Annotated in this window: 9 protein-coding genes; all 9 read right to left on the reverse strand. The window is 33.9% G+C overall.

What is annotated here, in order from left to right:
* The coding region (locus tag AAC024_RS13725) for a glycoside hydrolase family 16 protein (protein ID WP_339896057.1) at nt 1-737 on the reverse strand (737 nt) is incomplete at its 3' end.
* Nucleotides 738-753: 16 nt separating this feature from the next.
* Complete coding sequence (locus AAC024_RS13730) at nt 754-2163, reverse strand: glycosyl hydrolase family 16 (RefSeq protein WP_339896058.1); 1410 nt, start codon at nt 2161-2163, stop codon at nt 754-756.
* A 10-nt stretch (nt 2164-2173) separates the two neighbouring features.
* A complete protein-coding gene (locus AAC024_RS13735) occupies nt 2174-5320 on the reverse strand; it encodes a glycoside hydrolase family 2 TIM barrel-domain containing protein (RefSeq protein WP_339896059.1) in 3147 nt (1048 codons plus the stop codon).
* A gap of 1107 nt (nt 5321-6427) precedes the next feature.
* Nucleotides 6428-7798 carry a hypothetical protein gene (locus AAC024_RS13740; protein WP_339896060.1) on the reverse strand — a complete coding sequence of 457 codons (1371 nt, stop codon included), beginning with the start codon at nt 7796-7798 and terminating at the stop codon, nt 6428-6430.
* A gap of 26 nt (nt 7799-7824) precedes the next feature.
* Complete coding sequence (locus AAC024_RS13745; protein WP_339896061.1) at nt 7825-9393, reverse strand: RagB/SusD family nutrient uptake outer membrane protein; 1569 nt, start codon at nt 9391-9393, stop codon at nt 7825-7827.
* Nucleotides 9394-9402: 9 nt separating this feature from the next.
* Nucleotides 9403-12513: a TonB-dependent receptor gene (locus tag AAC024_RS13750; RefSeq protein WP_339896062.1), complete on the reverse strand. Its 3111-nt coding sequence runs from the start codon at nt 12511-12513 to the stop codon at nt 9403-9405.
* Nucleotides 12514-12732: 219 nt separating this feature from the next.
* Entirely contained in the window at nt 12733-15537 is a 2805-nt protein-coding gene (locus tag AAC024_RS13755) for a triple tyrosine motif-containing protein (protein WP_339896063.1), read from the reverse strand.
* Between the two features lie 155 nt (nt 15538-15692).
* Nucleotides 15693-16364: a head GIN domain-containing protein gene (locus AAC024_RS13760; protein ID WP_339896064.1), complete on the reverse strand. Its 672-nt coding sequence runs from the start codon at nt 16362-16364 to the stop codon at nt 15693-15695.
* A gap of 103 nt (nt 16365-16467) precedes the next feature.
* A partial coding sequence (locus AAC024_RS13765) for a hypothetical protein (RefSeq protein WP_339896065.1) occupies nt 16468-16702 on the reverse strand: 235 nt, incomplete at its 5' end.

Here is a 16702-nt window from a genome sequence, read left to right on the forward strand (position 1 = left end):
CCAATAGCCACATTTAGAATAATATGAAAAGGTTCATTAAACACCCATTCTTCTACATCGCTAGGTGTGATACGCTGATATAAGGTATCATCAACATAATAATCTATATAATCAACACCCCATTCCACAGCGAAAAGGTGAAAATCGGCATCAAATCTATCATTTTGAAAACTAAAACTTTTAGTAATTCCTCCTGAACCAAAATTGCCGGGTGCATGTAAACTTCCATATATTATATTTGGTTGCTGCCCTTTCATCTCCATAATATCAATTTCACCAGATTGTGGCCATCCAACAGTTTCAACACGATCTCCTAAAAGCCAAAATGCAGGCCATATTCCTGGGCCATAAGGTGTTTTTATCCTAGCTTCAAAACGTCCATAAGTTTGACTAAATAAGCCTTGGGTTTTTACCCGTGCCGACGTTAAGCTTTCCATAGCAATTATTTTAAGTAACCCATCTTCAACAATAACGTTTTCAGCATCACTGGTATAGTTCTGTAACTCATTATTACCCCAACCACCTGCACCAAGGTCGTAAGTCCAATTGGCTTCATCTAGCGCTCCTGCATCATTAAATTCATCCGACCATACTAATTGCCATGTCGTGCCTTTTGGACCATCATCATTCTCATCACAGCTCGAAAATGAAACCAGTAGAACGATAAGCAAAACACCTTTTAATAAGTTCATGTTACTAATTGCTTTTTGTGATTTTATAATAAATTGATTTAACATATTTTCTTTTTTTTTATTAATAAAAATAGATGTTATCTATATAGAGATTATTTAGTGTGCTGCCATTATCTTCCCAGACAATAAATCCAAGATTAGCTCTATTGGCAGAACCTAATGGCATATCGAAACTATTCCATGCCCCTGCTGTAAATGAGGTAATAATCATAGGGATTTCAAAATCATCACCACCTCCTTCTGCGCCATCAGCACCAAAATCTCTCAAACCAACTTTTAATTGTGCACCAGCGACATCTCCAGGGATAAACACATCAAAATGAAAAGTCGATTTTTCTGAAGCGTCCAAAAGCCCATTAGTAAGTTGGTTTCCAACAAAATTAAACTCAATATAATTTATAATATCATCACCTGCAATGGTAAAGTCGGCAGTTAAAGTTTCTTGAAAGGGCTCCCAGAATAAGTTATTAACATAACCAGGTACATTGGTATACGCGTTACTAAAAAGAGAAATAACATCGGCCTCATTTTGAGTGGGCGTTGGAGCAAATAAGAAACCTCCGGCTGACTCTATAGTTAGAGAACCTTGAGCTTCAAACTCTCCTAAAGATGCTGTTATAATGGCTGTTCCTGCAGAATTAACAGTTGCAATACCTTCATCGCTAACAGAGGCAACAGAATCATCAGATGAGCTAAATGTAAAATACGCTGGCGTTAAACCAATAGTTTGATTAATACCATTAGGAAGGTTAAATGAGGCGCCTACACCTGTAAGTGGTATTTCAACAGTGGTAAATCCAGTAGTAGTTTCATCATTCCCATTTAAAATTAAAGGCTGACCATGAGCAATTGTACCCAATTTTTCAAACTGTAATTCGTCTATCCAAAAGGTATAACCAATACCGTTCTCAGGACCTTCAAAATAATAGAATAAGCCTTGTTCTGCAGTTACTTTTGAAGCGTCAGGAATAGGAATATAATACTTTTTCCAATTGGTGTTAACCGCTAAATTTTTTAGCGACACTCGGAATACATCGCCTTGATCAGGATTTAAACCAAAACCAACTTCATCAATTTCTGCTGGCATAGAAGATTTAGCCCAAAATGTTAAAGCATCGAACCCAGATAAATCACGTGCGCCTGCATAGAAAGTAGAACCATCAGGATTAGCACCTCCTGTAAAGAAATTACCGCCAGCAAAACTACCTGTTTCGCCTTCAGCAGGAACAGCAAACCTCATAGAAGCTATTCCTTTATAAGTCACATCATTATCTACTTCAAAATTAAAAATGTCTCCAAATGCTTGATACTGCATGCCTCCACTAAAGCCATCAAGAAAAACTTCTGATGTGCTAGGAAATGAAGCTGGAACTGCTTCATCTGAAATATCTCTTTCACAGCTTAATACTGTAATAAAAACAATGCTTAACAAGCCTAATGTTTTTGTGTAATTATTTTTTATATTTTTCATTTTCTATATTTTATTTTCCAATATTGATATGTACATAAGTTCTTATTTCCCATTCGTTACCATTATCAAAACCAATAGCTTTTGGATCTGGCACGGAATTGCCCGCTGCATCAATAGTTTGAGTTGGGTTGTAACGTCCTGAATATTGGTCTAGAGAACGCCAAGTACCGCGAATACCAATTTTAGTATCTGGTAAAACAAACCAATCTGGTTTACCCACAGTAGTAGATACATCTAACATTAATTGTGCTGGAAACGTTAAGTTAAAATCACGTTGGTAATCAAAAGGTCCCCAGTCATTAAACTTAGCTTGTGCTGTTACTTTAATTTTATTATAAATCATACGCACATCGCCACCATAACGTTCAATTAATCTGGAATCGCTACCATTTGCTTGTGCATTACCAGCAAAAAGATTAGCAATAAAACCGAACTCTGGAGATATTTTAGACACAATTCTAGAGTGTGCCTCCCATAAATCTTCAGCTGGTGCTGAACCGCTAAAAGCAAAAGATTGACGATTGCCTAAAAACCCAATAGCTGCATCCATTGTAGTTGGTAAACGCCGAAAAACAAAACCCAGGTTCATAGCAAATTTGGCGTCTTCAGCTCTGTCGTTATCCCACTCATAATACCAAGACCCGGGTGTTGGGTCGTAAGTAAGCAATAATTCACCTGCGGTTGTTTTTCTATTCGCTCTTACTACAAATGGATCATCCTCTATGTTTCTCAATCTTCCAACGCTGTTAACACCAAGATCACCTGGCATGGCGTCAACAAGAGGTTCTTGCCATAAGAAGTTAGGCGCAATTTGAAAATCGCCAATAGTATATGTAAAACCCGTTAAAATGCTATTCTGGTTTCCGCTACCATTATCTTTTAGTTTCCAACCTGTAAACGTTTTTGTTTGATCTGAACCGCCATTAGCAACTAAGCCTGTAGAGGCTCCAAGTGCATACCAATTAAAAGGGCCTTTTTGAAACATAATTTTAGCTTTAGCGCCCCAATTGTCATCTGAGTTAACTTTATCATCAAGAATGGTGTAATTTCCAGACGCTCCTTCCGCGACTTGAAATGTTCTTCCGTTTAAGGGTTGTCCGCCCCAAATACCTCCCATTTCGAAACTTACTGGCCCGAATTTTCTTTTAAGGTGAAGTGTAACATTTCGTGTTTTAGGAATTGGTATAGCTATTGAAGATACGCCTTCTGCGAGGTTATCAATATCTTCTTGATAAACTCCAGTAACATCCCAATGCCCTACTTTAGTGGTATATTTTAGTAATACTGCTGGATTTGCTCCCCACCATAATTGTGGGCCAAAAGCAGCTTTTAAACCATTTAAAGCACCTTTACCATCAATTTCAAAACCAAATATTTCTCCTTGATAGATATCTAAGTTTGGACCGTAATTTGCTTCTCGATATAAACCAAAGAAATCACCTTCATCGCCCCAGTGGTAATGCCCGGTTCTATAAAACCCTCTTACATCTGCAGCCTTACCTTTCCATTCAAATTCAGCATTGTAAATTTGCACCCGATTTGGGTCAGTAATGGTTATGACTTCATCTCCATTTGCGTTCTTTACTTGAGTAGCGCGCCCTCTGTTCTCATAGAAAATTTCATCAATAGGGTTTGTTGCTACATTTCCAAGAATGTTAAAATTAACATTGGCACTCATATTTGCAGTAGGATGTCCTTCTACACCAATGAAATAAGATTCCATATTATCGAATCCTAGTTGGTCTGGATAAACTTCATCATCTGGATTATTATTCTCAGGTGTAATGATAAAATTGCCACCCGTATTAAAAGTTGTAAACTCAGCTCTTAAATTACTAATTTTAATTTTTTCGCTACCTCCTAAAGCCGCTTTATCTCCTCTAGCTTTTAAAACAGCACCCATTAACTGAATATTATTAAAATGATTTTCAACAAAATCAGCATCAACACCTTCATCATAAGGGTTTAATTGATGAACATCTTTTAAAGCATAATATGCGGCACGTGGATAAAGGGTATAAGTTCCTCTTGCATTGGTTGGGCCTTTTGCACAAATACCAAACCACTCTTCGTTCATATTATTGCTTCCATCCTTTGTATCAAGATAATACCCACCATTAGACCATGAGGCATTAGTGTCATGCACATCTAAATTTTTAGTTTGGCCAAATTTCCACCAGCCATCACTAAATTGAAAGGTAAACCCTCCAATAGCATTTTGTGCTTTTCCTAAACCTGCTGCATTTTGATATATATCTTTCCAATTGTTAACATCATAGAATGCTTGAGACTTTTGGTCTTCTTGATTCTCAATGGCGTTAAATGCATCAGCACCAAACTCGGTTAACATTATAGGTTTATTTAATTTCTCTTTTACAACATCAAAAGCATCCGTAAATGTAACGCCACGATACATATTTACCCCAAAGATGTCAACGTCTTTACATTCTTCTGCTATAATATCTATAAATAATACATCTCCATTACATATAGCAACGGGGTGAGATGCATCTATGCTTTTGATTTTTAATGCAGCATCATTCATAAGTTTATACATGGGTCTTCCGCGTTTTTCGCCCACTTCCCTTTTTTTATCTTCTTCATCTGGAAAATCTTCGGTTTCTGCTCCTGCCCAAAAAAGACCATAGTTGTTTTCGTTTCCTAACAGGAACATTAATAATCCAGGTGTGTTTTTATAGTCTTCAGCTATTTTAGTGACCTCAGACATTAGCAACTCTTGTGTTGCAGGGTCTCTATAATCTGTAACAGGCGTCCATGCTCCGTTAATAGTAAGCCCGTAACGTCCAAATGAATGGTTAAGCATGGTATAAATACCATAATTCTCATAGATGTATTTAATCCATTTTGGTTGCACACCAGTATACATTCTTATGGCATTAACTCCCATATTTTTTAACAGCCCCATTTCAGCATCTAATGCAGATTTAATGAGATCGTCGGGTTGGGTCCATAAACTGTAAGAATAATTGGTGCCTATTGGAAAATAATCCCAATTCATACCATTAATCATAAAGTCTTTACCATCGACAACTAATTTCATGCCCTCTTCGTTATTCAAAACAGATACTTTGCTCTCCTGAGCAAACAAAGTTGTGGTGAATAAAAAAAGTACTAATCTTAGAAAATTGTTTTTCATAGTTTATTTAATTTAAGTTAGTCATTAGAAATATTAAGAAACCGTTTAGTTATACGTTATTTTATTTATGGATATATACTAAAAAATGAATAGTTTATATGATTTCCAATATATACTCTGGGTGGGGCAAATAGATTTTAATAAATTTAGCTAAATATACTTATGAATTCATGAGATGTACCTCAACAAAAAACATACAAAACGTAACAAACCTGCCTGTTTTCCTAAAGAATTCCATTATTTGCTAGACTTATGACCGTATTTTTTTTCTTAAAGTGGCTGAAACTTAGAACTCAACTCTATCAATGTTTGGGTGTTGTATAGGTAAAAAACAGAGGTGTTGTGTTTCAAAAGCTGTTAAAAATATCCAAAAACGTTTTGTTTAAGGCAGCAATTTGTTTTATTGTATAAAAAGGAATACGTTAATTTATTATGTTATTGTTTTTTTTAAGTCTGTAATATTATTTACATTGTATTATGAAAACCAAAAAATTGCTAAATTGTTATTATAATATAATTATTTATAACACTTAAATACATTAATTAATAAAATTACGTATCCTCCTTCTGATCAAAAAATTTAGTTATATTTTATTTGTGTATAGTACATAGGCTTGTTATAACGAAGCCGATTTATGTATTATTAGCCTTTGTTAACTTTAGGCCAAACAATGCCAAGTAACAATTATAGACTTTAAGAATTAGCCACAACTAAACAAAACTAAGAGACTCATGCCGCTTGCTTAACATTCTATTAAACAATTGTAATAACATCCATACGCCTTTAATAGAGCATACTTGTTGTTTATATAGTTATGTTTTTTATAAGAGGAACTTTAGTATATGACAAAACTTAATTTTGAGAAATAAACTATACAATTTTCAGGATTACAAAGACCTCACAGGTTTTGAAAACCTGTGAGGTCTACATAACGAAAAAGCCGTAATGTGCTATATCTGTGTGGTTTATAAGTTCTATTCTAAGTTTTTTTTATGTACAAAAAGAATAACTATAAACACTAAAGTAATTTACTTTAAAAATTTTAAAACCAAAAAAGGTCGGAGATGTAAATCTCCGACCTTAAATATTAATATTAGCTTATTTATTTATTGTTTAGCAAGCTTAAATGACCAGTATCCGCCACCAGCAATTTCAATATCTAACTCCAATATATCTCCATTAAGCGCTGCTATATAAGTAATAGAATCAGGGACCGCTGCTGGAGGTGTTGCAGATAATTCTCCTCCATTTACAGCTTTAGCTAAGCCTAAAAATGCGCCTTTACCGTTAATGGTTATAGTTCCTGCGCCTTCATTATATGTATACGTAGCAGAAGCTGTACCGTCATGAGGAAATACAGGTGCAGCACAACCTTCTGGGTCTGTCCCTTGCCATGCCTCTATCCAGGAATCAACACCCAGAACATTTTGGAATGTACCATCTTCATTAAAAACATACTCATCATCAAACAAACACGCTCTAGTCGTAACATCTTCTGAAGAACTAGAAAACCAAGATACATTATCTTTTTCAGGTCCAACTCCAAATGCTCCGGCCTCAGGTACTAATTTCCACGTACCTACAATTGTTGGTGGTGCATCTTTTACTAATTTAAAAGACCAATATCCTCCCCCAGCAATTTCAATATCCAAGTCCATTGTATTTCCATTAATAACTACAATATAAGTTATAGAATCAGGAACCGCCGCTGGTGGTGTTGCAGATAGCTCACCTCCATTAACAGCTTTTGCCAAGCCTAAGAACGCACCTTTACCGTTAATGGTTAAAGTTCCTGCTGCAGCATTGTATATATACGTTGCATCGGCAGTACCATCATGCGGAAATACTGGTGCTGCACACCCTTCTGGATCGGTTCCTTGCCATGCTTCTACCCATGTATCAGCACCTAATACGTTTTGGAATCCATCTTCAGTAAAAATATATTCATCATCAAATAAACATGCTCTAGTAGCTACATCTTCTGCAGAACTAGAAAACCAAGACACATTATCTTTTTCAGGTCCAACTCCAAATGCTCCAGCTTCTGGAGCTAACCTCCAAGTACCAACAATTGGACTACTTGGTCCCGTAGGTATTACTGGAGCAATGTACTCTTTTATAGTAATGTCTTTAGTAATAGAAACATCGTTTGCGCCTTGAAGGGAAGCTGTAACAGTGATAGTATATGTTCCATCTTCGTTTGGATAATCAAAAGTTACCATAGGTCCGCTAGTAGCAAAATTATCGGTATCAACATCTGGCGTTGCACCAAAATCTACTGAATATACGATTCTATTATTACTATTTACAGTTGTTGGAACCACTCCTATTTCAGTGCCTTCAACGTTTAAAGTTGCTATTACAAAATCTAAGCCTGAAATCTCAGTGATTTCAGCGTCGTCATCATTACAAGAGGTTGCAAAGCTTAAAAAAAGCACTGCTAAAATGTAAAATCCTTTTTTAAATATATTATTCATTTTTTTTATTTTTTAGTTTAGCGTTATTAATTATTATACCCTGGGTTTTGGCCCCATCTTTCCTCTGCTTTTGCTAATTCTAGCTCCACTAGCGGAATAGGAAATACTTCATTTTTGTTTTCTCTATAATCTATGGCTACAAAACCATCTGGTTTGGTGGCATTGTAATCATCAAATGCCGCTTTTGCCCTTCCTGTTCTAACAAGATCAAAGAATCTATGACCTTCGCCAGCTAATTCTTTACGACGTTCGCTAAAAATTGCATCTAAAAGCATGCCTTCAGTTGAAGAATAATCATTACTTCTATTGCCATACGCGCGTTCACGCACAAGGTTTAAATAGTCTTCTGCGTTCGGGCCGCTACTTTGGGCTTCTGCCTCAGCGGCCATTAATAATACATCTGCATAACGAATAGCTCTATAATTATTTTGATGAACAAGTTCTGCTGTACTAGCATTTCCTATTTTATCACTCTTTCTAGGCATGTATTTAAGGTTATAGAATCCGGTATCTTCTCTAGGTGCTGAATATTTAGAATTGTCCTCTAAAGCACTTAACTCTCTTAAATCAAAAATGGTAACATCTCTCCTTAAATCATTAGCATCAAAACTATCATAAAGTACTTGAGACGGAAGGAAGAACCCCCATCCTGACGCATAAACAGGGTCATCAAATGGAGCCCTTGGTCCGTTAAACTGAACAAAGTATGAGCCTTCGCTACACTGAAGACAATCCCAACCTGCACCTTCGACGTTTGTGTATTGGATTTCAAACACAGACTCTGGACCATTCTCTCCACTTGTTTCAAAAAGTGAGGTATAATCGTCACCTGTAACTAAACTGTATTGGTTACTCGATATTACTTGATTTAATACAATTGCGGCATCACTAAATTTACCATCGTATAAATATGCTTTACCTAATAACGCTTGAGCCGCTCCTTTGGTTGCTTTATAAGCCATGTCTTGTGTTATTGGTAAATTAGGAATAGCTTCTTTTAAATCTTCTTGTATAAGACCAAAAACTGCAGATTTACTTCCTGCTCTTTCTAAAGAAAATTGATCTCCAGCCAAAATTTGTATGTCTGCAATTCTATTTACGCCACCGCGCTCTTCAATCTTTAATGGTATGTTACCAAAAAACTTAGCTAGCTCAAAGGTGTAATAGGCTCTTAAAAAATAGGCTTGCGCAAGAATGGCTTCTTTACCAGAAAATTCTAACTTGTCTTTATTCTCTAATAAATAATTTACACGATTAAGTCCCGCGTACATTAATTGCCAAACACTTCTTAATTGTTCTTCATCAGAAGGGCTCTGAATCATTAGGTTTACATTTTGCAATACGGGTTGATCGAAATTAAATGCATCTCCTCCAGCTCCAAAATCGTCTGAAGCAGCAACAGCAACCGTATTATTCCAAAAGGTAGCTTGTAATAAATCATAGGCTCCAACAAGTGCTGCTTCATATTCTTCTTCTGAATTAAAAAAAGCAGCTGAATCTGGTCCTATAGGGTCCACTTCTACAAAATCATCACATGATGAAAAAGCAACAAGCAGTACCATAAGTAAATACTTTAATGTTTTAATTTTTTTCATAACTTTTTTTTAAAAATTTAAATTAACACCTAACAAATAAGTTGATGCTATTGGATAAAACCCTTTATCTATTCCATTTCCAATTGGACCACCGGAAGCTGCAGATGGGTCGAACCCCTTATAATCTGTAATGGTAAATAAATTATTACCTGAAACATAAAATCTTATCTTATCAATACCCGTCCCTTCTAGGGCATCTTTGTTAAGAGTGTATCCTAGTTGTATATTTTGCAAGCGAACAAATGATGCATCTTCTACAACAAAATCTGAAAACAAATCCGTATTAATAGATCCTCCAGAAACAGCTCTTGGAACGGTATTACTTGTTCCTGTTCCTTGCCATCTGTCTAACATATACGTTCCTCTATTAGCAAATAAATCTTTACGCTCGTAATCTCTTACCATGTCATTACCAATAGAAGCAAATGCATTGGCGCTAAAATCTATATTCTTGTAACTGAACCCCATATTAAAGCCCATCGTTACATCTGGTATGGGATCACCAATATTTGTTCTATCACCATCATCAATATAACCATTTCCGTTTGTATCTACAAACCTTAAATCTCCTGCACCAGCACCAGACTGATATACACCTTCATTAGCAGTAGCATTAGCATTTAAGGCATCTATCTCTGCCTGTGTTTGATAAATCCCATCGGTTTTGTAACCAAGGAAATACCCTAAAGGCAAACCTACATCCATACGAGATATATCCGTTTGACTAATACCTATACCAAATTCACCACCAAAAGGCGGTAAATTACCATTTAATGACGTTACTTCATTTTCAAGTACTGTAAAATTAAAGCTTGCATTAAACTTAAAGTCCTCTGAAAAGTTATCGTCGTACCCAATTTTAAATTCAATACCTCGGTTCTCAACCGTTCCAGCATTTATAAACGGTTCAGACGATCCTGGAGCGGAACTACCTGTTGTACCAGATGATTGAGGTGCAATTAATAAATCTTTTGTTTGCTTTTTAAAGGCATCAGCGGTGAAGCTGATTTTATTATTAAACAGCCTAGCATCAAAACCAATATTAATGGTTTCTTGTTCTTCCCATTTTAAATCTATATTACCAAGTTTACCAGCTCCAACTCCGTTAAGTAAATCTCCCTCTTCATTAATAGATGGATCGCCAGAATCGATGGTGGCCTCTCCATTTAGTAATGTTACATAAGCAAAATCGCTAATTCTATCATTACCAATAATACCATAACTCGCTCTAAACTTTAAAGAGTTTATCCATTTACTATCTTGCATAAAATCTTCATCTGAGACATTCCAACCGATAGAACCAGAAGGGAAGTACCCTACGTTATTATTGTTCTCAGGAGAAAATCTTGAAGATACATCTCTACGTAACACACCAGAGAATAAATATTTTCCTTTGTAGCTATATTGTATTCTGGTAAAAGCTGAAGATAAACGAGAATCAAATTGATCGCCCCCTAAAGCTTTTGAAGCATCAGAAATACGAGGTGTTATAATACCTTCTACCCTATCACCAATCCAACCGTTTGCTAAAGCATCAGACACTGAATTACTACCATTTTTTAATTGAGTTCCTCTATAGCCATAAAAATGACCTCTAGTTCTATATAGGGATGTACCTAATAAAACGGTAAGATCATGATCTTCACCAAATGTGTTTGAATAATTAATATAATTGTCCCAAGTGTAATCTGTATAAAGATCACTAAAGTCTTGCACTTCATTTATTTCTCTAGAGCCTTGTTTACTAAAATTATTACCATAATCTACTATAGGATCAAACACATCGTTTAATACATTTGAATAATTTATTTGAAATTTAGAACTTACCGTAAAATGCTCTAAAAAGGTATAATCCAAACCTAAAGTTCCACTATATTTATCAACTTTAGTAGTGTTGTAAGTATTAGCTATTACAGCTAAGGGGTTTCTAATTTCAGTTTGTGAAACGTCTTCTGCTAATGAAAAATCTCCGTTTTCATCATAAACCGGCATATCTGGGTTTATGTTTACTGCGCTATAAAGTACCGAACCATTGCCGCCTTCAGGTAAGTTATTCTTTTTAGAATTTGTTAATAAAAATGTTGAAGATAATTTTAGATTTTCTAATATATCATATTGATACCCTAATCTAGCCGTAAGTCTATTATATTTTGATTTTCCATTACCAACAATACCATATTGGTCTAAGTAAGATACACCAAATGTATAAGCAGATTTTTCTGTACCACCACTAGCACTAAAATTCATGTTAGATATGGCTGCAGTACTAAAAACTTCATCTTGCCAATCTGTTCCTTTTTGTGGGTACACAAAGAACCTTGTGTTATCTGCAGCATCATTAACATATATTGCAAAATCTGTTGGATTTAATAAATCAATTTTATTGCTGGTTGTTTGGAAACCAGTATAGGAATCAAATTGAAATTTTAATTCTGAATTCTTTCTACCTGTCTTAGTGGTAATTAAAATAACTCCATTTGCACCTCTTACACCATAAATACCAGCAGTTGCATCTTTTAAAACATTCATGCTTTTAATGTCATTAGGATTTATTGCAGACAAATCTTCAATAACGTTACCATCAACCAATATGAGTGGTCTATTATCTCCGTTTGTTGTAATACCACGAATTCTAATATTAGATCCAGCTCCAGGAGACCCTGAAGAAGATGTAACATTAACACCAGCTATTTGACCCTGTAGAGCTTGCTCAACACGTTGCGGGTTAAGCTTTTCGATGTCCTTAGTGCCTAGAACCGCAACAGCACCTGTAACCTCCTTCTTTCTTTGGGTTCCATAACCTACAACCACAACTTCGTCCAGTTGCGCTAAGTCTTCTTCTAACTGAATGGTTAGATTTGAATTATCGGTAACAACTATCTCTTTTGTTACATAACCTATGTAACTCACAGAAAGTGTTGCACCAATGTCAACACCTGTAATAGTGAAATTACCATCAAAATCGGTAACCGCCCCTTTACTTGTGTTTTTTACAATGACATTTACACCTGGAATGGGAAAACCCGTGTTGTCTTGTACATTTCCACTAACATCTATATTTTGTGCGCCAGTAAACGCTACAAAAAAAAGTGCTAGAATTTTTAAGAATGTTTGTTTCATATTAATCTAGTTGTTTGAGTTTAAGTAAAATTAGCAGTAAATAATGGTGAATCCATATTTTTTACCTAAACAAAAAACATACATCGTAAAAAAATGCCATACAAATTAGTAAAGTGATAATGTTTGCAGGGTTTTGTTAAGGTTTTAACAACGCGATAAAAGAAGTGTTTCTGTAAATGTTGTGGTCTTGTATAGGTAAAAATCAGATTTGTTGTGTCACTATATTTCTAAAATATAATCTGTTAAGCTTGATTCGTGAGCTAAATCCATCTTTTTTCGTAATCTATACCGTTTTACCTCAACACTTCTTGATGATATGTTGAGTAGTGGCGCTATTTCTTTTGATGATAAATTTAGTCTCAAATAAGCACAGAGTCTTAAATCATTAGAAGTAAGTGTTGGATGAATGCTTTTAATTTTCTTTAAGAAATCTTTATCTGCATTATTGAAAGCTTCTTCAAATACATGCCAATCATCAGTATTGTTTAAATTTCTATCAATTATTTTAATAACTTGTTTAATGCTTTTATTGTCTTCAGCATTTTGCAACTCCTTTTTAATACTATTTAAAAATTCATTCTTTTTAATCAAGCTCATTGTAGAAATGGCCAGTTCCCTGTTTTTATTATCAATATCCTGTCTCAGACTTTCATTATTAAACCTCATGAGTTGTTGTTTGTTTTCTAATTCTTTTAACTCCAACTCTTTTATTGTTTTTTGTATTATTTTTTCCCTTTGTAGCTTATAATACCGTTTGTACATATTATGTAATATGAAAGAAAATAATAAGGTTAAAAACACATATACAGCTATCATAGTTGGTGTTAAATACCAGGGCTTTTGAATCTCAAACTTATATGATGCTACGTTTTTTGTCATTGTATTCCCAACTCTAGCCCTAACTTTAAAAACGTAATTGCCATGAGGCAGGTTTTTAAATGTTGTTAATGGACTATCAGACCAGTTACTCCATTTTGGATACATGCCCTCTAATTGGTATTGGTATTCTGTATCAAGATATTTTTCAAATTCAGCAACGCTATATGTAAATTCAATATTATTGCGTTTATTTTTAAAAAAGCCGTTACGGGTTATATTAACTATTTCTTCTTCTGCATTAATGCTGTTTGTTGTAATAGAGTTAATAGCAATGTTGCGATTTTTATTTTGTACTTTATCTAAATCTATAATAATAAACCCCGTTGAAGTTCCTATTAAATACCTCCGGTTATTTAGATGTGAGATGTTTTCATAACCCGTTAATCCCTTCGGTAAAGATTTAGAAAGTGAAATTTTGTTAATTTTTGGAACACTACTCAATTTATCGGGTGATAAGTAATTTAAATTAGTTTTAGAAAAACCCCAAAGCGTATTCGTGTTTTTATTGTTATAAACTAGTCTTCCAGAGGTGTATTCTTCTTTTAAAAATAAAGCACTTAAAGTTGTGTCTTTTAAAAATTCTTTTTTAATGGTATCGTATTTAAACACCCCTTCTTTATAGGAGAATAATAAATCATTATTATATTTTATTAGACTTGAATTTAACTCCTTACCAATAGCAGTATCTTTTTCTATTTCTATTGCTTTTGTAAAATCATCATCCATTTTTATTTTAAAAACACCTTTGTATTCGTGACTAACAAAAACATGATTATCATAAATTTCAAAAAACTTACTAGAGAGGTTAAATCCCTGTATTTTATTTCTAAACAGCCAATTGTTATTAATTTTTTGAATAACGTAAAGCCCATTATAGTTACCTTGTAAAAGTAAATCTTTACTATTATCAATTGGTTTAATGTCCCATGTTCCTTGTTGAATTCCTTTTATTTTTTCAGCTCTATTATATTTAATGATAGAAGTTCCTGTATCATGACCGCAAAATAAAGTATTGTTTATTTCTTTTAAACTCCACACGGCTTCTTGTATGCCTTCTATTAATTTAAAGTCCTCTTTAGCATCAATCTGTTTATAAAATAATCCTTGATTAGTACCTAAATATAAATTGTTATTAAACACAATAGAGGTGCGAACGGTGCCTATTTTACCCTCATTATCTCTATAAATACTAAATAGGGATTTAATATTTACACAATTAATACCGTTTTCTAAGGCTAGCCATATATTATCTTCAGCATCCTCAAAAACCCAATGAACTGTGTTGTTGCTAAGCCCATGAATAATATCTATGTTAAAATATATGTCACCATTTTGAGTTAAGTGCAAAATACCATTAGATCGGGTTCCTAAAATAAAACTACCGTCTCTTAATTGAACACTACGAAACACACTGATTTCGGAAAGTTCTTTATTTGCAGGAATGTTCCATTCTGAAAGCGAACCGTTGTCTAGAATATAAAATCCATTATTCTCAGTTTCTATTAACAACTTGCCCCCTTTGCTAAAAATATTAACTAATCTATTGTTCTTTAAAACTATATGGTTAGATACTAGTTTTGGCTTTCCATTTTCAATTTTATAAATCCCTTCTTTTGTTTTTTGAAAATAAATACTTTCATCAACTTTAAATATTTTATAAATAATGGTTTCAGAATCAATAACATTGTAAGTGTTATTTGTTTTGTCATATATATATATTCTTTTTAAAGATTGAAACAATATATAATCATCAATACTAATAATATTCCAGAATTCTTCATCTTCTAAAAAATCAATTTCTAGAGATTTAGATAACGACGTATAAAACAATAAACCAAATTCGTTTTTTTGCCAATAACCAAACTCACTATTGCATCCGGTATAGATTCGATTATCAATAACATTGACTGAGCGTATTATAGTTTCGTTAGGAGATAGGTACAATTTCCAAGAAGCGCCATTATATTCTAATAAACCTTTGTTATTTGCAACATAAATATATTTTTCTTTTGATTGTGAAATAGACCAATTCTGTGTTTCTGCACCATAATCCTTTGGAGAAAAACCATCGATAGGTGGGCGTTCTTGAGCAAAAGATATAGTTGAAAAAAGTACCCAGAAAAATATAGATTTAAATGGTCTCAAAATAGAAATTGTTTAGTTGTAGGGGCACTAAGGTAATAAAAATAACTATTAAGAACGGTCTTGTATAGTTTTTGTATGGAAATCTCACACTCCATAAAAAAAAGAAAACCCGCCTTTTTTGACGGGTTTTGGAATATCTATTTTAAAATTATTATTTACATTCTTTTAATTCGCCCTCCTAAAACTCTACTTTCATCTACACGTTCTGGGTTGCCGTATATAAAAATATCTCCTCCAGCTCTTACTTTAGCAGTAACTTTTTTTGTTGCATTTACACTAGCTTCGCCTGCTATTCTTATAGAAATATCTGTAAATTCGGTTATTAAATCCTTTCCGTCATAATCGCCTCCTGTAAAGATGGAAACATCTTGGTGTGTAGCCAAACCGGACGTTATAATATCTGCACCAGTAACGGCTCTTATATTAACATACTTTACATTAATTTTTACATTAATCTTACCGCCTTCTTGAGCGTTTAAATCAACTTCAAATTGTTTAATGATTTCTTCAGAGTGAATATAAGCACCTTCATTAGCATCTATAACATCTAGTTTAGTGTAATAAAGTTTCACTTTGGTTTTATTACCATCGAAAGCTTCTTCTAGTTTCATTTTAATTTTAAGGGTACCATTTTTATTATTCACTAAAACAGCATCAGCATTTCGTCCTGTTATAACTATTTTATCTTTATCAGCTTTAATAAGCTCTACTTCAATTAAATCGTAAACTTTTAACTCACTGAATTCTCCAATGGTTTTTTCGATTGGGTTTTGTGCAAAAAAGGTTGTGGTTATAAAAAGTACAAGTATTTTAACAAGTGTTTTCATCTGGTATGTGTTTTTATTAAAACGTAAAATTATTAAGATTTATTCCATTATGTATTGACTTTGTGAAAACATTATAATTATTTAGTAGTGCAAGATTAAAGAATCAAGACCGCTTCGCTGTTAGAACCAACCTGCCTGCCGGCAGGCAGGGAACAAAGACTTGATTGTAACTAATTGATAAACAGTAATTTTTAAATTCATAACTTTCTAAAAAATAAAATTTTTCAGTAATCGCAAAAAGCAAGCCCCTCTTTTTTATAAGCCCTGAAAACTTAGGGTTCGCAAAGGTTTTCTTTAAGCGAACTATTTTTAGTCGGACAACAATGATAATTATTAAA

The sequence above is a fragment of the uncultured Algibacter sp. genome, from assembly GCF_963976535.1.
In the GTDB taxonomy this organism is placed as follows: Bacteria; Bacteroidota; Bacteroidia; order Flavobacteriales; family Flavobacteriaceae; genus Algibacter_B.